Origin of the sequence: Mammaliicoccus sp. J-M40 (genome assembly GCF_022386395.1) — a bacterium.
Taxonomy (GTDB): domain Bacteria; phylum Bacillota; class Bacilli; order Staphylococcales; family Staphylococcaceae; genus Mammaliicoccus; species Mammaliicoccus lentus.
Genome location: NZ_JAJNIQ010000003.1, coordinates 1 through 18892, shown reverse-complemented (window position 1 = coordinate 18892; position 18892 = coordinate 1). Strand labels below are relative to the sequence as shown.

Here is an 18892-nt window from a genome sequence, read left to right as displayed (position 1 = left end):
ACTCATAATATATGTATAAAAATATAGTAGAACATGATTAAACAAGGGTTAATATACGTGAAATATACAAATTATTGAATGATTAAAATATATTAGTGACTTGAAATAAGACTATTTAATTATAAATAGTCTTATTTATTATATATTCTCCCGATTTTTAATGACAGCGCTTACAAAAAAATATATAATAAAAATAGGAAAGAATAGGATTGAATATTTATAAAATATTGTGTATAGTTAATCTTGCGTAAAGGAGCATACATATGAAAGAAACAAGTGTTTTAGTTGGTAGATTAAAATTTATAATATTATCGTTACTAGGAATTTATTTATTTTTAATACCTGTCTCAGTAACAGATGAGGACGGGAAGACTTCAACAAGTCTGCCAGTAGCGTTTTTAGCTAATAAAACTTTAGAGTTTTTAGGCAATTCATCAGGATTAATTATCATGTTATTAATATCAGTATCTGCGATATTAACGATTATTTATTCTACAGTATTCAAGACTTCTACAAAACGTACTATCACGAATGAACTTTTTAATGTTAATTGGATTTGGGTAGTTATTAGAATTTTAGGAGCACTGTTTGCAATCTCGGTATATTTTAATGTCGGTCCCGGGGTTGTGCTTAATGAAAATACTGGGGTAATGGTTTATAACGACTTATTACCAACATTATTAGCGGTATTTTTCTTTGCTGGATTGTTTCTACCATTATTAATGGATTTTGGTTTATTAGAATTTCTAGGCCCAATGTTTGCGCCAGTTATGAGACCATTATTTAAATTACCAGGTAGATCAACAGTTGATAATTTAGCTTCATTTATTGGAGATGGAACAGTAGGGGTTATGATTACGAGTCAACAATATGAACAAGGATTTTATACAAGACGTGAAGCGACAGTTATTGCAACAACATTTTCAGTTGTGTCAATTACATTTGCTATTGTTATTGCTCAAACGATAGGGCTTGTAGACCACTTCTTTAAATTCTATTTATCTGTAATTATAGCTTGTGTTGTAGCCGCATTTATTATGCCAAGAATATGGCCACTTAAACAAATACCGGATCAATATTCAAATGGTAGTACTGAAAAATTAAATGAAACGATTCCTAAGACACACAATCCATTAACATGGGGTTTTCAACAAGCCACTGATAAAGCAGTTGTGTCTCCGGGATTAAAACAATTTTTCATTAATGGTATAAAAACTGTATTAGATATGTGGTTGGCTGTATTGCCAGTCGTAATGGCTATCGGTACATTGGCTACAATTGTAGCAGAATATACACCGTTATTTAGTATATTAGGTGCACCGTTTGTACCATTATTAGAATTAATGCAAATACCTTATGCACATGAAGCTTCAGAAACTTTATTAATAGGGTTTGCTGATATGTTCTTACCATCATTATTAATTAGTGATGTGCCTAGTGATATGACAAGATTCATCGTCGGAGCATTGAGCATCTCGCAATTAATCTACTTATCAGAAGTAGGGGGCGTTATTTTAGGATCTAAAATACCAGTCAGTTTAGGTAAGTTATTTATGATTTATATTATACGTACAATCATTGCATTACCTATTATTGTTATCATGGCTCATATATTCTTTTAATTAAAAGAGAGTGCTGAGAAATCTCATTTTGGTAAAAAGATTTTGTATGCCCACCTCAGCAAGGATGCCTGTATAAATAAAAAGTCCGAGACATTTATAAATGTCTCGGACTTTTTATTATGAATGCTTATGCTTTATTGTGCATATAAGTCTAATTATTTTTATTTAGGGTCTAGTGATGTTTCAACTTTAGCAATTGCGAGTTCAGAACCTAGCATTGGTGAATCGCTTTGTTCATTCTCGGATTTATCATCTTCAGATTTATCATCACGATTATGTGCTTGTTTAAAAGCATCACTTGTTTTCCAAGCTTCGAAGTCTTCTAAAGTTTCCCACCACATATTTACATGTAATAAATCATGTTCTTCTATATCTTGCATATTCCAAGTTTCAACTTTAATGAAACCTTTCATTTCTTGTAATGCGCCACCTTTAGTAAACATTGGTGCTAATTTTTCTGCATAGCCTTTTTTCATTTTAATTCTATTCGTTACAACATACATCTAAATCACTCCTATTGTTTTGGTGTTGGGTTTGTAGCCCAAATTTGTGCTGTTTTCATGAAAGTTCTAGGTTGAAGTTTTAACTGAGATACAACGACATCTGCCACGTCTTCTGCATGTGTCATCGTTTCTTCTTGTAACTTAGGTTCTCCAATTAAATCTGTGAGAACAGCTGAAGGTGTTAAATAAGAAACTCTAATATTATGTTTTCTCATTTCTTGCATAATTCCTTCAGTCATTCCAATGACTGCATATTTTGTAGCAGCGTAAATACTGCTTGTAGCATTAGCTTTAAGTCCTGACATTGAAGCGATATTTATAACATCTCCGCTTTTTTGTTTAACTAAATAAGGGAGAGATTCTTGTAGTACATAGTATATTCCTTTGACGTTAGTATCAAAAAGTTGGTCAAACTCTTCTTCATCTACTTCTAAAAAAGGATTGTTTTTCATAACGCCTGCATTATTAATAACAATATCGATAGAACCGAGTGCATGGTGAGCATCTTCTATAAATTTTTGTACATCATTTTTGCGAGCAATATTAGCGTCTTTATAAAATATATTTACATCAAATTCTTTTAGTTCATCAGCAGTTTCTTTTAGAGTATCAAGATTCCTACTTGTGATTGCAATATTAACACCTTCACGTGCTAAAGCAATTGCGATAGATTTACCGATTCCTCTAGAACCGCCTGTGATAATGGCGTTTAAGCCTGATAAACTTCTTAACATAATTGGCATCACTCCTTAACTCTATGTTAGCACGCTATGAAAAAGTAGCATAATATTTTAACTACTTAGAAAGGAGAGATACAGAAATTTTATTTAAAAAAGATTTCGTCGCACCCCCCCAGTCATCTACTGCTATTACAATAAATTAGGCTGAGACAAAAATATGTCTCAGCCTGTTTATTATTTCTAAGTATTATTTAGTTAATTCGTTATAAATTTTCTTATCGGCATGTGTATATATAATGTATTCTTTATCGTCTGTATTAATAATGACACGATTTGTTTTACCAAAAGTTGAACCAATTCTTACAACGTGATCTTGGTCTTCATTAGACAATGCATGAATGTCTTGATCTTCCTTAACCTCTTTGATTTCGTCATTTGGAATAGTAATGTCAGCTACTCTCCAGTGAATATGAACTTGATTATTATCCTTTGATACTCTCATTGCCATATCTAACACATCCTTTTGTTTGATAGCTATATCATAACGTATTATGAATTCGTTTTCAATAGAAAACAGTAAAAATGTGTTACCTTTTTAAAACAATGTGTCATACTAATAAAATAAGTATTTTTATGCAATATACTGTATAACTATTTACATTGTGCAAAAAGTATTATATGATGTTATTTATAAATAAAAAGGAGTTGGTTTCATTGGGACGAAGTTATCAAAGTTAAAAGATTTATATCAGACAAGTTTTTTAAAAGAGGTTGATTTTTCTAAAGATGAGTTAGAACAACTTATTGAATTAGCTGAAGAACTAAAATTCAAGGAAAAACATCACATACCTCAACGTTTTTTAAATGGTAAACATATTGCTTTATTGTTTGAAAAACAATCAACTCGTACACGCGCAGCATTTACTGTAGCAGCTACTAAAATGGGGGCACATGTATCTTATCTCGGTAAAGAAGATTTACAACTTGGCAGAAAGGAATCAATTGAAGATACTGCAATTGTATTAGGGTCTATGTTTGATGGGATAGCCTTTAGAGGTTTTGAACAACATACTGTTGAAGATTTAGCTAAATTTTCTAACGTACCAGTTTGGAACGGTTTAACAAATGAATGGCATCCTACTCAAATGTTAGCTGATTTCTTAACTATCAAAGAATATTTTGGTACTTATGAGAATAAGACAGTTACGTTTGTAGGCGATGGACGTAATAATGTTGCTCATTCACTATTAGTTACAAGTGCAATATTAGGCGTTAATATTCATATCGTAGCGCCGGTAGAATTACAACCAGAAGAAAGCGTACAACAACAAGCGATAGAATTAAGTGAGTTATCTGGAAGTGAAATATTGATAACAGATAACATTCAAGAGGGTGTATATGGCAGTGATGTAATTTATACAGATGTATGGTGTTCGATGGGTGAAGAAAATCAATTAGAAGCTCGTTATGAATTGTTAAAAGATTACCAAGTAAACCAACGATTAATTAATTTAACAGAACAGCCAAATACTTTATTTTTACATTGTCTACCTGCTATACACGACTTAAACACAGAAATGGGCGAACTTTGTTTTAATAAATTTGGTGTAACAAATATGGAAGTAACTGACGATGTATTCAGATCAAGTTATTCAAGAGTATTTGAACAAGCCGAAAATAGAATGCATACTATAAAAGCTCTCTTAGCAGCAACATGTGGAGAATTGTATTAATAATTAAGTTTAAATAATCGATAGTATGGTTAAATAAAAAATCGTTTCGCTATTTCTAACGAAACGATTTTTCTATTTGTTTTTTATTAGTTTTCTTCTGTTTTTCTTCATTTCCATGTATTTCGAGTAACTATATATGATGATACTAATCCATATAAAAATGAAAGTAATAAATTGATTAATATCAAAATGTTCATTTAAAAGGAATATACCTAAGAAGAACATAATGGTCGGTGCAATATATTGTAAAAATCCTGTTAAAGATAATGGGATTTTTCTTGCGCCAGCACTAAACAGTACAAGTGGAGTAGCTGTTACTACACCAGCTAATAATAACCAAGCGCTAGAAGTATTCATACCAAATGTAATATTATTCGTTTCAGATAAATAATAGATATAAATCAATGCAGCAGGTAAAGTTACAATACATTCTATTGTAATACTACTGAAAGCATCAATATCTACTACTTTTTTAATTAATCCATATAGCGCAAATGAGACAGCTAACAAGATGGATACTGTTGGAAATTCTCCAACTTGAAACGTCATAAATAGTACACCTATGAAAGCAAGTATAATCGCAATCCATTGTGCAATAGAAAATCGTTCGCCTAAAAATATAAAAGCAAATAATATACTGACTAATGGATTTATATAATAACCTAAACTAGCTTGTAGCACATGATGGTTATTAACAGCCCATATAAACGTACCCCAATTTAATGTAATAATATATCCGGCTGCTATGATAGCGATTAGCATTTTTTTGTTTTTGAATAACTTTGTTGTCGCATTTTTAAACATATTTAACTGTCTGGTTACTGTCAATAGTATAAGCATAAATACTACTGACCAAAGAACGCGGTGTGCAAGTATTTCAAATGGACCAATCTCGTCAACGAGATTCCAATATAAAGGCAGCACACCCCATATAGTATAGGCTAACCCAGCTAATAGTATGCCTTTTTTATTTTCTGACATAAATTAAGACTCCCAATGTGACTGAACTACTTCAGCTTGGTCGTGATAAATGTTCGATGCAATATTAGCTAAAAGTCTAGCTGTGCGATTATCTATATCGAATCTAGGTGATAATTCTGCTATGCTTATACTCGTACTTTTATTTGAATTCGTAACTAATTGTAGAATAGTTTGTACAATTTGAGGTTGTAATCCCATAATGCAAGGAGCGCTTACAGCAGGGGCATAACTTACATCAATTGAATCTGTACACAATGTAATCATAATTTCATCATATTCTTCTATAAAAGAGCTTATAGAAGTGATTGTCTCAATTGAAAGATGACTTCTTAATTCGTCTTCAAGAATATATCGAACGCCGTATTCATCAGCTCTTTCAAAAAGAGCTTTTGTATTACCATTTTTCTGAATGCCTAGAACAAAGTAGCCTACTTGATCATCTTGGTCCAATATTTGTTTAAACATTGTTCCTGAAGATGGTTGTTTATCATAATCTCTCATATCAAAATGAGCATCAATATTTATTATGCCTATTTTTTTGTCCTTATTTGCTTTTCTAACACCTAAATAGTGACCATATAGGATTTCGTGACCACCGCCTACAAGTACAGTGTAATGGTTATATGGAAGAATTTGAGATAATTTGTCTCCAAGTTCAGCTTGAGCTTCCTCGAGTTTAGTTTTATGACAAACGACATTACCGTAATCTGTTAAGTGTAAATATTCGTTATGAATAGGCAAGGGACTTAATGCTTTTCTAAAATGTTTAGGTCCATCGACCGCTCCTGTTCTTCCATTATTACGAGCGACACCTTCGTCACATTCAAAACCAATGAGAGCCATATTAATTTGATCGTCAAACTCTTTTATTGGTTCAATTGCTTCTTGCTCTAAGTTAACTGTGTCTATAATTTGATGATATCTAAAAGCAGAACGTAAAGTTTCGCTATCTGTTCTACCAGTCCATTCATCTTTGTTGACAGCTTTATACATAACAAATACCTCCTTGGGATGATACAATTATTTTTACTAATATTAGTTTATCATGTATGATATTCTTATGTTTTAATTAATGCTCAATTATTTTATAAGAAAGAAGTGTCTTTTATGAGTAGCAAGGAAAATAAAGCAAAAAGGCCCAGGAGTGATTCTATGAAATGGATATATGGTCTCTTAGCAGTTTGCTTAATGTTTCTAGTAGCATGTGATAATGAAACTTCTACGAATACAAATAAATCAAACCAAGACGAAAAAACTTCAGAAACGAACGCAAATAAGAAAAAAACAACGGAAGAAAAGACGACTGAGAAAAATAGTAGTCAAGAAACAGAAACGAACGAAAATACAAATCAGAATAATAATGAAGCTATTAATAACGAAAATGAATCATCGGAAGAAATTCCGATTGAAGAAAATGTTAATGGTGTTAAACCGAATCGTAATTCAGGGGAAAGTGAATTTGATACTGAGACTTATTCAAAAGCAAGAAATTGTTTATTGAATCAAGGTGATTCTCAAGCGGAGTGTGATGAAGTTGAAAACACAATTGAATTTACTCGAGCTTGGCAAAATTTAAGTCATGATGGGTATTTATGTAATGATGAGGGCTGTCAATTACCTGAAGAAAATCAGGACACTAATGAAAACAATCAACAACAGTCTCCTAACGAACAGAGTAATCAATCGCGAGATAATACTCCAAGTCAGGAAACACCTTCTTCAGAAGATGACTCTAATAAACAATCTCATGAAGATTTGAATAGACAAAACAGCAATAATGACTCAGAGCAAGAACCCAAACAGTCTAATCTGCAAAATAATCAACAAAATGAAAATAAAGCAGCAAGTTAATGATTAACCAAAAAGCGCTCGTCAATTTTGACGAGCGCTTTTTGGTGTGAAATAAGGGGGTTATTTCAACAATGGTATAGGGTTATGTTTAATATGACTTACACTGTTATTGTACCAAGTGTTATATAGAAATCAATGAATATGTGATTTAATTCACATAATTGTCAATAAATCTTTTCTACCGTGATTTAAATCACAACAAAGTCACAAAGTGTTCGTATACTTGTTCGCTTTATTATGTTAAAATTAATAAAGAAATTTATAGAAACGAGGAAAACTAATATGACGGGAAAAACACATCTAGCTTGCGGTATATTCATCGGGTCATCATTAAGTATTTATTATGGAGAGGATATCTTTACGTCTTTTACAATTGTCAGTTTATGTGGAGTGGCTAGTTTAGTACCAGATATTTGTCATTTTAAAAGCAATATAGGTAGAAAGCTTTTTCCTTTAAGTTTAATTATACGCACAATTTTTGGACATAGGACTTTTACACATTCATTACTATTTCTATTTTTAATATTTTGGGGGTTAAAGGCAATTGAAGCTCCTGAGCCATATTTAGTATCTATTATAATGGGGATGCTATCACATATTATTTTAGATATGCTTACACCTAGAGGCGTAAAATTATTCTATCCAATTAATATATCTGTAAAAATGCCCTTTGTATTTAGGACAGGCGGAGTAGTTGATTTAAGTCTTTCAACAGCATTTACCGCTATTACAGTGGTATTATGGTGGAAAGATATTTATAGATTATTTTTATAAAAATAAATATTTAAAAGTGAAGGGAGTGGGGTGGGAATCTCCTTTTAGTAAAAATATTTCATAGTCACCCTTGCCTATATTAAAGAAACAGTCCGAGACATTTATATATGCCTCGGACTGTTTTATAATACTTATGTTATTTACTGAATTTGTCTTTAAGATCTTTACCTTTGTCTTTGGCAAAATCTTTACCTTTTTCAGTATACTCGTCTTTGTTTTTGTCTACCTGTTCTTTACCTTTGTCAACTGCTTGATCTTTTGCGTCGTTAAATTTGTCTCCTAAACTCATAATAAAATCCTCCTTGACCTATTAGATATAGGATTATTTGTGTTATAGAATCTACACATTATATATCATACCCATATTTTACTTCTGTAATCATTTAAATTTTAATTATTTTATGATATTTTTAGACAAATCATTCTAAAGTCGTATAATGATAATGAGTCAAATTTTGGAGGTATTATAAATGCTAGATGAAACAATCTTAAAGCAACACGGGCAAGGTCACATTTTAGAATATTGTAAAATGATGAGCCAAAGCGAAAAAGAACAGCTACACATAGATATGGACAGAATAGATCTAGATGAAGTAGATAAATTATATGAAGATGTTTATGTAAATAGAAAAATGATTGAAATAGCAGATGATGTAGAACAAATTAATTATGACATTAAAGAAAACTTACCTGAAGAGAAATTAGCAGAGTACCGCTCATTAGGTTTAAGTGCAATTAAAGAAGGTAAATTTGCAGTTTTACTTATGGCTGGTGGCCAAGGCACGCGTTTAGGTCATAAAGCACCTAAGGGCACTTTCTCATTTAATGATAAAAGTTTATTTGAAAGACAAGCAGAACAGTTAAATAAATTATTCGAAGAAACTGGAACACCTATTCATTGGTACATCATGACGAGTGATATTAATCATAAAGATACACTATCTTTCTTTTTAGAAAATAATTATTTTGGTTATGATGAATCTTATATCCACTTTTTCAAACAAGACCATGTTGTAGCCCTATCAACAGAGGGGGAACTTGTATTAGATAAAGATAAACATATTATGCGTACCCCGAATGGAAACGGTGGCGTTTTTAAATCATTAGAAAAAGCTAATTTATTAAATGAAATGAAAGACAATGGTGTAGAATACTTATTCTTAAATAATATTGATAATGTGCTAGTTAAAGTATTAGATCCAGAATTTGCCGGTTTTATAAAAGAAAAGGATTGTGACATTACAACTAAATCAGTACAAGCATATCCAGACGAAAAAGTAGGTCGTATAGTATCTATTGATGATAAAAAACAAGTCCTTGAGTATTCAGAATTACCTGAAGGTGAGGTTAATAAATTAGAAAACGCTAATATTGGAATTCATGCCTTTAAATTAGATTTCTTAATTGAAGCGGCTTCTAAACCACTTCCTTATCACTTAGCGATTAAAAACCTTAAGCAAATAGATGAAGATTTTAGTGTAATAGAAAAAGAAACTTTAAAATTCGAATTATTTTATTTTGATATTTTCCAATATGCAAATTCATTTGCTACACTACAAGTAGATAGAAAAGAAGAATTTAGTCCATTAAAAAATAAAGAAGGAAAAGATAGTATAGAAACAGCACAACAAGATCTAGAAGCAAATCAATTATTGTAAAAGAGGTAAGTGAATGGAACAGTCTAGTAATGCAAAATCTCATCACAAAAAAGAAGGAAAAGTGAAAGAGGCCTTTAAAGATATTATGCCTCTTTCCTTTGGAGAAGAAGTGGGAAATGCAGTATCACATGGAGTACCAGCTTTTATACTGTTATTCTTTTTACCATATGCAGCAGTTGCAAGTTATATACAAGATGGTGCACTAAAATCAACAAGTGTGTCTATTTATATTATTAGTATCATGCTTATGTTCTTATCATCAGCAGTTTATCATTCTATGTCTACTTCGTCTCCGCAGAAATATATTATGCGAATTATAGATCATAGTATGATTTACATTGCAATATGTGGAACATATACCCCTATCGCTTTGTCTCTAGTAGGCGGATGGTTAGGTTGGGTCATAATGGGTGTCCAATGGGGCATAACAATATGGGGCATAGTTTATAAATCTACTGCTAAAAATGTTAATCATAAATTGAGTTTATCAATGTATTTAATAATGGGATGGATGGGTGTTCTTATGCTACCGTCTATTATTAATAAAACATCTCTTCTATTTATGTTATTTATACTTTTCGGTGGTATTAGTTACACAATTGGTGCATGGTTCTATGCACAAAAAGATAAAAAGTATTTCCATATGATTTGGCATTTCTTTATATTGATTGCATCCATATTTCATTTCATTGCAATAATGTACTTTATGTAGGAGGTAAGTCATGAATTACCGTTTGTATTATATTGTTTTGACAATTATTATAATGATTCAATGCTATTTCTTTTATTACTTTGTATTTAGTGATGGTAGAGCAAGCGGTTTACAATTCATGGGTGTCATTTCCCTTATATTTGGTCTTTGTTTACTTTATGTCATGATTTTATTGATCAAACATCAAAAAAGAAATAACCAACAAAAATTTAATGAACATATAAAAACCGATGAAGATAGACGATTAAAATAAAATATAAAATATTAATGAAAAGGTCTGAGACATAAAAATTGTCTCAGACTCTTTTGTTATATTGGCAGTAGCTGACTGGAAAATGCGCTTATATTAAACTTTTCAAACCTAGTCATCCTTGCCGGAGCGGGACTACGGAATCTTTTGAAAAAATAAGGATTCTGTCCTGCTCTCCTTTCTTATTTTTCATTAACTTTTTAAAAAATGGGTAAAACATATATATAAGCTATTTTTGAAATAGAAGGGGGCTTTAAAGATGACAAAAGAAAGAAAATATGAAGCGTTCCATCGAGAGGTACTTAATGAAAATGAAGAAAAACAAGGCGAGCAAGTAGAAGAAAGATTTGGTCACGAGAATATCGATCAGGCGGATGATAAATATGTAGATATGTCTCAAGATGAAATTCAAAGCAAAAATGAGATAGAAAATAACTTGTTTAAACAACTGGATGAAATTGTTGATAATGGAGCTACTTTAGAAAGACAGCAAAAAGCAACAGAATTACACAAAGAATGGTTAACATATAGCTGGCCGACTTATACAGAAGAAAGACATCTTGAAATGGTGGAGATGTATGATGAAGATGCAAGATTTAGAGAGTATTTCGGGGAAGAAAGATCAAGAGTGCTTATCACAGCTGTTAGGCATGTACTAGAAAATTAAACAAATTTAAACCAATTAATAAACTTGATTACTTGGTGTTCAGCTTTTAAAAAGCTTTTAACTATGCTGAACGCCAAGAATGATTGTTATTTTAATTGGTTTTATTATTTTTATCGTTGTATTTTTTTTGGTTTAATATGTAGAATTAGCGTAAGAGCAATTTTACAAGGAGATGGATATGATGAAAAAGCTTTTCAAAAATGGCACAATCTATACAATGATAAATCCTGATGATACATATAAAGGCGTAATTGTTAATCAGAACAAGGTTCAAAAAGTTTTGGACCAAGATGATTTAAATCGAATAAATGAAAAAGAATACGAAGTTATTGATTTAAAAGGCGAAACAATGTTTCCAGGGTTTGTGGAAACGCATATCCATGTGATGGGAACTGGTGTATGGTTGTCTTCCGTAATTTTAAATGGAGAAACGAATATTGAAGAAATTAAAAATAAAATCAAATTAAAAGCTGAAAAATTATCTGAAGGTGAATGGCTTGTTGCTGAAGGCTATGATGAAAATTTGCTTGATGGTATACGTTTGAATAAACATGATTTAGATGAACTATGTAAAGACAATCCTGTTATCGTAAAACGTGTATGTAGACATGCTGCTTTTGTTAATTCTAAAGCTTTAGAATTATTAAATATTGATCATCATATTCAAAATCCTGAAGGTGGATCATATGAAAAAGTAAACGGCGAGTTAACAGGGTGGATATACGATACTGCAATGGAACCTTTTGAAGAACTTTCCATGACTGAAGATGAAAAATCTTTAACTAGACATTTAACAAATGCTGTTGATTATTTATATCAATTTGGCGTGACTGGCGCACATACTGAAGATTTAGGTTATTATAATGATTATAAAGATGTATTAAACGCATATAAAACAGTTATAGGAGATAAACAACATCAAAAACCATTTAAAGTTAGACTGTTAAGACATTTTAGTGTGTATGAACAAATGATACAAGACGGTGCTACATTTGTAGAAAATTGGCTAGAGCCAGACGCGATGAAGTTTTACGCTGATGGGGCATTCGGTGGGAGTACAGCATTAATGAAAGAACCTTACTCGAATGATCCGAGCGGGAAAAATTATGGTCTAGCTATTTATACACCGGAAGCTCTAGATGAGAAAGTAAAACTTGCAAGAAAGCATAATGGTGCTATAGCTGTTCACATGATAGGAGATAGGGCTTGCGAAATGGTATTGGATGCGATAGAAAACAATCCAGTTCCAAACGGCTTAAGAGACCGTTTAATCCATATTAGTACGTTAAATGAAGAATTATTAGAACGTGTTTCAAAATTACCTGTTATATGTGACGTTCAACCACAATTTATAACAAGCGATTTTCCATGGGTTGAAGACAAAGTAGGTTCAGAAAGAGCGAGGTATTTATATCCATTTAAATCAATGTTGGAACGTAATATTATAATAGGTGGAGGTTCAGATGCTCCGATAGAAATACCTAATCCAATTTTAGGGATTCATGCTGCTGTTAATAGACAATCATATGGACAAGATGGTGCATATTTTATTGAGGAGGCTTTACCTGTTTTTGATGCAATTGGTCTTTATACAACTCAGGCGAGTAAGATAGCTCAAACTACTGAGAAAACTGGGTTGATTAAAGTAGGTTATGAAGCGGACTTCACAGTATTAAATAAAAATCCATTTGAAATTGATAAAAAAGAATTAGCTACAATTCAGGCAACAAAAACAGTTGTAAATGGGGAAATTGTATATGAAAGAGAGTAAATTATGACTAAAAATAAAGGCATTGTATTAGCGCTTGTATTAATCATGTTTATGAGCGCTATTGAAACATCTATTGTTTCTTTGGCTACACCAACGATGCAAAAAGATTTTGGTATTGGTACAGAAGTAGCATTGATATTTACTGTTTATTTAATGGCAGTTGTATTCATGACACCAATAGTTGGTGAGTTAGTAAAGAGAATAAATATTAAGTATGTTGTTTTACTAGGTATCTCCACCTTTATTATAGGTAGTATACTTTGTGGACTTACAGAAATAACGCAAAGTTTTACACTTTTAGTTTTTTCTAGAATTATTCAAGGTATGGGAGCAGGTGTGATGATGACACTTGGCCAAGTCGTTCCTAAACTTGCTTTCCCTATACCTAGAAGATATAAAGTGATGGGAATAGTAGGAAGTGTTTGGGGTATTTCTAGTATTGTAGGACCATTACTTGGTGGCGCAATATTAGAATCCTTAAACTGGAGTTTCTTATTCTATATCAATATTCCAATCGCTCTTATTTCAATGTGGCTTGTTATTAAGTATTTTAATTTTGAACAAGATACAATTGAAAAAACGAGATTGGATTATAAAGGCCTAATTGTATTCTATGGAGCTGTTGCTAGTTTCTTGTGTATTGTTTCTGAACAAGTTCCTTCCATAGTAAGAATACTAAGTATTGTTACTTTAATTGTTTTTATATTTTTACTATTTAAAGTTGAGAAGAAAGTTAAAAATCCATTTGTTCCGATAGCATCTATTAATAAGAAAATAATACTCGTATTATTTACAGATTTGATTTATTCAACAATGCTGATGGGATACACTATATTTATGCCTATATACCTACAAAATGAACAAGACTTTACGCCATTGCAAAGTGGACTACTCATTTTCCCTATGTCTGTAGGTTGGCTAATTATTACTTTTGTTTTAGGTAAATTAGATAAGTTGGCTTTGAAATTTATTTATATGTTAGCTTTCTTAGCAATGTTTGTAGGGGCGTTTGCCATCTTAACAGGTGTTGAAATGATTGCTATTATACCTTTTGCTGTATTTGTAATGGGAACTTCATTTGGAACGGTATATACAAAAGATGTCGTAATTGTTCAAGAAGAGTCACCACCTCAACATTTAGGTTCAATGATGTCTATTTATACATTGTTCAAAACAATCGGAAGTACAACAGGTTCATTAATTGTTGCATCTATATTTGCATTAAACGTCCCGTTTTTAGCATATGGTATTCAAAATATTATGTTATACATCATGTTAATTGTAGTGATATTAACATTTGTATGGGCGATTATTTTTAAAGAAGTTAAAAGTTAGATTTAATTTGTATGTAAACATATTTAAAAGGAGTAGCGCTTTATGAGAAGAAAAAACAAACGCTTTGATATTTTTCATTTGCTAGCGATACTAGCTATCGTAGGTATATTTACTATATCTGGTGCTATATTTATCGTGCTACTTTCCTTTGGTATGTTTGGATTAAGCAGAATACTTATATATTATGGTTTAGCAGAGTTTAACTATAATAAAAGCATGATTGACAATTTAATTTATTACGGCAGTTATATACTATTCGGATATTTCACTTTAGTAGCCATTGAATTGTTGCTAGATAGGTTTAAAACCAAATTAAATGATAACCCTTATTTTAAAGGTATGACATTTCACTTATTAACGATATCGGTGAGCACCGTTATGTTTTATTTTTGCGTTCATATTTACTATTCTCAAATTAAAATTGATTTTTGGGTAATTTTGATCATAATCACGATTCTGTACATCTGTACTGAAATATTCTATCCAGAAAGTAAAAATTTAAATAAATAGAACGTTTATTTTGATTTCCGAAATAAATTAGTGCATAATAGCTAAGGTATATTTAGAAGGAGATGAAACCATGGACGTTCAGGATATTTCAAAAGGTAAAAGAAATTTAGTTGTCGCTGTCATGTTAGTCAGTGCTTTCGTGGCTATTTTAAACCAAACTTTATTAAACACAGCGATACCTGAAATCATGGTGCATTTAAATATTGATGCTAACCAAGGGCAATGGTTAATGACAGGATTCATGCTAGTCAATGGTGTTATGATACCTGCCACTGCATTTTTAATGGACAAATTTAATACGAGACCACTTTATTTAATGGCGATGCTATCGTTTACGATAGGTACGGTAGTTGCTGCTTTAGCACCTACTTTTAGTGTTTTAATGTTAGCAAGAGTACTTCAAGCGATGGGCGCAGGTGTTATGATGCCACTTATGCAATTCGTACTATTTAATTTATTCCCTAAAGAAAAACGTGGTTTTGCAATGGGTATGGCAGGTCTTGTTATTTCATTCGCACCTGCAATAGGACCAACTTTATCAGGTTACTTAGTTGATAATTTTAGTTGGAGAAGTCCGTTTTATTCAATTATTCCATTTGCAGTAGTAGCATTGAGTTTTGGAGCGAAATATTTAACTAATATTTCTAAACCAAAAGATGTTCATTTAGATGTACCATCAATTATATTATCAACAGTAGGGTTTGGTGCCCTCTTATATGGATTTAGTAGTGCAGGATCGATGGGCTTTTCATCACTAACTGTTATTGTTTCATTAATAATAGGTATAGTGACAATCGTAATATTCCTAACAAGACAATTAAAATTAACAAATCCATTATTAAATATCAGAGTGTTTAAATATAAAACATTCGCTTTAACTACAGTTATTAGTGTATTTACTATGATATCTTTAATAGGACCATCTTTATTAATGCCAATGTATATGCAAGATGCTAGAGGATATTCAGCGCTCATTTCCGGTTTATTATTATTACCTGGGGCAATTATTACTGGTGTAATGTCACTTGTAACAGGTAGATTATTCGATAAATATGGTGCTAAATGGTTAGCGATAACAGGTTTTACAATTATAACGATTACAACGTTTATGCTGGCATTTATGAGTACAGACACTTCATTAGTATATTTAATTGTAGTATATACTATTAGAATGTTCGGCGTATCGATGATAATGATGCCTGTAAATACAGCTGGTTTAAATGCAATACCAAACGACTTATTATCACATGGTACTGCTATGATGAATACATTACGTACAATTTCTGGTTCGATCGGTACAGGTATATTAGTAACAATCATGTCAATTGGTGCTAAAAACTTTAACCCATCAAAAGAACAATTTGAAGCGGCAAGCGCTGGAAATAAAGCTGAGATATTGCAATCTCAAGCAATGATACACGGTATTAATACTGCATTCCTAGTATTAACTGTAATTGTATTTTTTGGTATAGTACTTTCTATGTTTATAAAAACAGAGAACAAACACCAAAATACAAGAATTCCAAATCATTCAAATTAAATTTAAAAGAAGCAGGCTAAGACATTTAATTAATGTCTCGCCTGCTTTTTTTGAACAATAAACTAACAATTAATCTATATTTTTTGTTACACTGAATATGATACGAATAGATTAACAAGAAGAAGGGAAGTAGTAGCATTGTTATCTGTAGAACAGGTTAAAGAATTAGTTGGGGAGTTACACGACCCGATAGTAGATGTACCAATTAAAGAAACTGGTGGAATTGTAGAAGTTAGCGTTAAAGAAGAAAAAGAACACATTAGTGTTAAAATAGCGATTGCCAAGATGGGTGGACAACCGCAACTTGATTTACAAATGGAAATTGTAGACCTATTAAAAGACAACGGTGCTAAAACTGTTGGAATACGTTTCGATGAATTATCTGAAGAAACATTAGAAAAATTCAAAGGAATAATGGAAGAACAAACAATAGAAGGATTATTATCTAAAGATAATCCGGTTGAATTTATAGCAGTAGCTTCTGGTAAAGGTGGAGTTGGTAAATCAACTATTGCCGTAAACTTAGCAGTATCATTAGCAAGACAAGGAAAAAAAGTTGGTCTTGTAGACGCAGACATTTATGGTTTTAGTGTACCTGATATGATGGGTATTCAGGAAAAACCTGAAGTAGAAGGGGAGCATATCATACCTGTAGAAAGAGAAGGCGTTAAAGTTATTTCTATGGCTTTCTTTGTTGAAGAAAACGCACCTGTAATTTGGAGAGGTCCAATGCTAGGTAAAATGATTACTAGTTTCTTCACAGAAGTTAAATGGGGAGAATTAGATTATTTAATCTTAGATTTACCTCCAGGCACGGGCGATGTGGCACTCGACGTGCATACGATGTTACCTTCTAGTAAGGAAATAATAGTGACAACACCTCATCCAACCGCAGCATTTGTTGCAGCAAGAGCTGGAGCTATGGCTAAACATACTGAACATACAATACTAGGTGTCATAGAAAATATGTCATATTTCCAAAGTAAAGAAACTGGAAATAAGGAATATGTGTTTGGTAAAGGTGGCGGTGCTAAATTAGCACAAGAGTTACAAACGCCATTATTAGGAGAATTACCGTTGAGTCAACCAGAATGGAATGAAGAGAATTTCTCTCCTTCTATTTATGGTTCTCATGAACCACTAGGCAAAATTTATGATCAAATAGCTGAAAATGTTATTGATATTACAACGGAATCATAATACGGAGGTAAGTTAGTGACTCTTAAATATTTAATACAATTTTATAGGAATACTCTGTTAATCGGTGTAATTGTTACATATATATCTTCATTGATATTTGGATATGATAAAGTAACTAAATATATAGTCGCTGGAGAAGTTGGCGAATTTGTAGCAGCATCGATATGGTTTGTTGTTGTAGGCTTACTGGTTGCAACAATAAGTCAGCTAGCATATTTTATTTATTTGTTTATCAATCAGTTAGGTATAGGTATATTTGGTAAGATATGGCCACATGTACAAATCGTTGTAACTGTATTTGCGATTTTTGACCTCGTTTATTTTAGATTTTTAAGATTTGGTGGCACGGATCAAATTATTTCATTCATATGGTTACCTATTGTTGTAATTATTTTTGCGATTATTACAAGTAATATCAAAAATAAACAATCTAAAAAGAACTTATGGATTCCTTCTATGTTCTTTATGATAGTTATGACAACTGTAGAATTAATCCCATTTTTAAGAGTTGAGGATACTAGTTGGATTTATTTAACGATATTTGGACTTTTATTATGTAATTCATATCAATTAATAATGTTACCCAAATATAATGAACTATCTTTGGAAGAAAGAAAAAAGAAAGAAAAAATTAAAGGTACAAGTACCAAAAAGACGAAATAGAGAAGAAAAACACAAATTTATGGATGATTTACAATCCGAATTTGTGTTTTTTAATTTTTTGTAAAAATTTTAAGGAATATCGTTGACTTTTTATTGGCCACTTGATATTATATAAAAGTCGCCGAAAACGACAGGCGAAACACACAAAACAATAAATAAAGTTTTTATTGAAAGTGTAAAATTGACTCTTGTTAAGACGTTGTAAATGCGATATATTTATAAACGTGTTAAAAAATAGTTAAGAAAAATAAGTTGAAAACAATCTTTGTTTTTAGTACAATATTGTTTGAACATTTATTTAAATGAACATTGAAAACTGAATGACAATATGTCAACGTTAATTCCAATAATTTGAGTACTGAAAGTACTTCAAAGAGTGATTGGCTTAACCAATCAACAAGAGCTAATCAAGCTTACTTCTTTTATGGAGAGTTTGATCCTG

At 31.5% G+C, this 18892-nt stretch carries 20 protein-coding genes; 14 read left to right on the top strand and 6 right to left on the bottom strand.

All coding sequences use genetic code 11. The features are described 5' to 3' along the window. Nucleotides 1-263: 263 nt before the first annotated feature. The gene (locus LQ688_RS04630; RefSeq protein WP_017001189.1) at nucleotides 264-1622 is read left to right on the top strand and encodes a YjiH family protein; all 1359 of its coding nucleotides are present in this window, start codon (nucleotides 264-266) and stop codon (nucleotides 1620-1622) included. A gap of 161 nt (nucleotides 1623-1783) precedes the next feature. Here the strand turns inward: LQ688_RS04630 and LQ688_RS04625 are convergent, their stop codons facing one another. From LQ688_RS04625 to LQ688_RS04615, 3 genes are all read right to left on the bottom strand, one after another. Next, entirely contained in the window at nucleotides 1784-2125 is a 342-nt protein-coding gene (locus LQ688_RS04625) for a heme oxygenase (protein ID WP_064205193.1), read from the bottom strand. An 11-nt stretch (nucleotides 2126-2136) separates the two neighbouring features. Further along, nucleotides 2137-2859 carry an SDR family NAD(P)-dependent oxidoreductase gene (locus LQ688_RS04620; RefSeq protein ID WP_016998969.1) on the bottom strand — a complete coding sequence of 241 codons (723 nt, stop codon included), beginning with the start codon at nucleotides 2857-2859 and terminating at the stop codon, nucleotides 2137-2139. A 193-nt stretch (nucleotides 2860-3052) separates the two neighbouring features. Continuing rightward, on the bottom strand, nucleotides 3053-3313 hold the full coding sequence (locus LQ688_RS04615; protein WP_064211662.1) for a SunI/YnzG family protein: 261 nt from the start codon (nucleotides 3311-3313) through the stop codon (nucleotides 3053-3055). A 205-nt stretch (nucleotides 3314-3518) separates the two neighbouring features. Here LQ688_RS04615 and argF point away from each other — a divergent pair, with 205 nt between their 5' ends. Next, on the top strand, nucleotides 3519-4538 hold the full coding sequence (argF, locus tag LQ688_RS04610; RefSeq protein WP_182094109.1) for an ornithine carbamoyltransferase: 1020 nt from the start codon (nucleotides 3519-3521) through the stop codon (nucleotides 4536-4538). A gap of 72 nt (nucleotides 4539-4610) precedes the next feature. Here argF and rarD read toward each other — a convergent pair whose 3' ends face one another. Both rarD and hutG read right to left on the bottom strand, forming a co-directional pair. Then, entirely contained in the window at nucleotides 4611-5519 is a 909-nt protein-coding gene (gene rarD, locus LQ688_RS04605) for an EamA family transporter RarD (RefSeq protein WP_016998972.1), read from the bottom strand. Between the two features lie 3 nt (nucleotides 5520-5522). Next, nucleotides 5523-6512, bottom strand: a complete 990-nt coding sequence (gene hutG / locus LQ688_RS04600) for a formimidoylglutamase (protein ID WP_016998973.1) — start codon at nucleotides 6510-6512, stop codon at nucleotides 5523-5525. 159 nt (nucleotides 6513-6671) lie between these two features. Between hutG and LQ688_RS04595 the strand changes: the two genes are divergently transcribed. Together LQ688_RS04595 and LQ688_RS04590 are read left to right on the top strand one after the other, a co-directional pair. Continuing rightward, on the top strand, nucleotides 6672-7370 hold the full coding sequence (locus tag LQ688_RS04595) for a hypothetical protein (protein ID WP_218708775.1): 699 nt from the start codon (nucleotides 6672-6674) through the stop codon (nucleotides 7368-7370). Between the two features lie 282 nt (nucleotides 7371-7652). Further along, nucleotides 7653-8144, top strand: coding sequence for a metal-dependent hydrolase (locus LQ688_RS04590; RefSeq protein WP_016998975.1), 492 nt, complete (start codon nucleotides 7653-7655; stop codon nucleotides 8142-8144). A 136-nt stretch (nucleotides 8145-8280) separates the two neighbouring features. Here the strand turns inward: LQ688_RS04590 and LQ688_RS04585 are convergent, their stop codons facing one another. Continuing rightward, nucleotides 8281-8433 (bottom strand): hypothetical protein, encoded by a 153-nt coding sequence (locus LQ688_RS04585; protein ID WP_016998976.1) that lies wholly within the window; start codon nucleotides 8431-8433, stop codon nucleotides 8281-8283. A 181-nt stretch (nucleotides 8434-8614) separates the two neighbouring features. Here LQ688_RS04585 and LQ688_RS04580 point away from each other — a divergent pair, with 181 nt between their 5' ends. The 10 genes from LQ688_RS04580 to LQ688_RS04535 all read left to right on the top strand — a co-directional run bounded on the left by LQ688_RS04580 (nucleotide 8615) and on the right by LQ688_RS04535 (nucleotide 18450). After that, nucleotides 8615-9802, top strand: coding sequence for a UTP--glucose-1-phosphate uridylyltransferase (locus LQ688_RS04580; protein ID WP_103269460.1), 1188 nt, complete (start codon nucleotides 8615-8617; stop codon nucleotides 9800-9802). A gap of 13 nt (nucleotides 9803-9815) precedes the next feature. Further along, nucleotides 9816-10514 carry a PAQR family membrane homeostasis protein TrhA gene (gene trhA, locus LQ688_RS04575; RefSeq protein WP_016998978.1) on the top strand — a complete coding sequence of 233 codons (699 nt, stop codon included), beginning with the start codon at nucleotides 9816-9818 and terminating at the stop codon, nucleotides 10512-10514. 10 nt (nucleotides 10515-10524) lie between these two features. Beyond that, nucleotides 10525-10767 (top strand): hypothetical protein, encoded by a 243-nt coding sequence (locus LQ688_RS04570; protein ID WP_103269459.1) that lies wholly within the window; start codon nucleotides 10525-10527, stop codon nucleotides 10765-10767. Between the two features lie 256 nt (nucleotides 10768-11023). Continuing rightward, entirely contained in the window at nucleotides 11024-11431 is a 408-nt protein-coding gene (locus tag LQ688_RS04565) for a TipAS antibiotic-recognition domain-containing protein (RefSeq protein WP_064211665.1), read from the top strand. A gap of 181 nt (nucleotides 11432-11612) precedes the next feature. Further along, entirely contained in the window at nucleotides 11613-13202 is a 1590-nt protein-coding gene (locus LQ688_RS04560; protein WP_239724136.1) for an amidohydrolase, read from the top strand. A 3-nt stretch (nucleotides 13203-13205) separates the two neighbouring features. Then, nucleotides 13206-14537: a multidrug efflux MFS transporter SdrM gene (gene sdrM, locus LQ688_RS04555; protein WP_218708774.1), complete on the top strand. Its 1332-nt coding sequence runs from the start codon at nucleotides 13206-13208 to the stop codon at nucleotides 14535-14537. Nucleotides 14538-14579: 42 nt separating this feature from the next. Further along, nucleotides 14580-15047, top strand: coding sequence for a SepA family multidrug efflux transporter (locus LQ688_RS04550; protein WP_016998983.1), 468 nt, complete (start codon nucleotides 14580-14582; stop codon nucleotides 15045-15047). Nucleotides 15048-15117: 70 nt separating this feature from the next. Then, on the top strand, nucleotides 15118-16587 hold the full coding sequence (locus LQ688_RS04545; protein WP_218688777.1) for an MDR family MFS transporter: 1470 nt from the start codon (nucleotides 15118-15120) through the stop codon (nucleotides 16585-16587). 138 nt (nucleotides 16588-16725) lie between these two features. Further along, a complete protein-coding gene (locus tag LQ688_RS04540) occupies nucleotides 16726-17787 on the top strand; it encodes an Mrp/NBP35 family ATP-binding protein (RefSeq protein WP_016998985.1) in 1062 nt (353 codons plus the stop codon). A gap of 15 nt (nucleotides 17788-17802) precedes the next feature. Continuing rightward, the gene (locus tag LQ688_RS04535; protein WP_239724138.1) at nucleotides 17803-18450 is read left to right on the top strand and encodes a KinB-signaling pathway activation protein; all 648 of its coding nucleotides are present in this window, start codon (nucleotides 17803-17805) and stop codon (nucleotides 18448-18450) included. The last annotated feature ends 442 nt before the right edge of the window (nucleotides 18451-18892 follow it).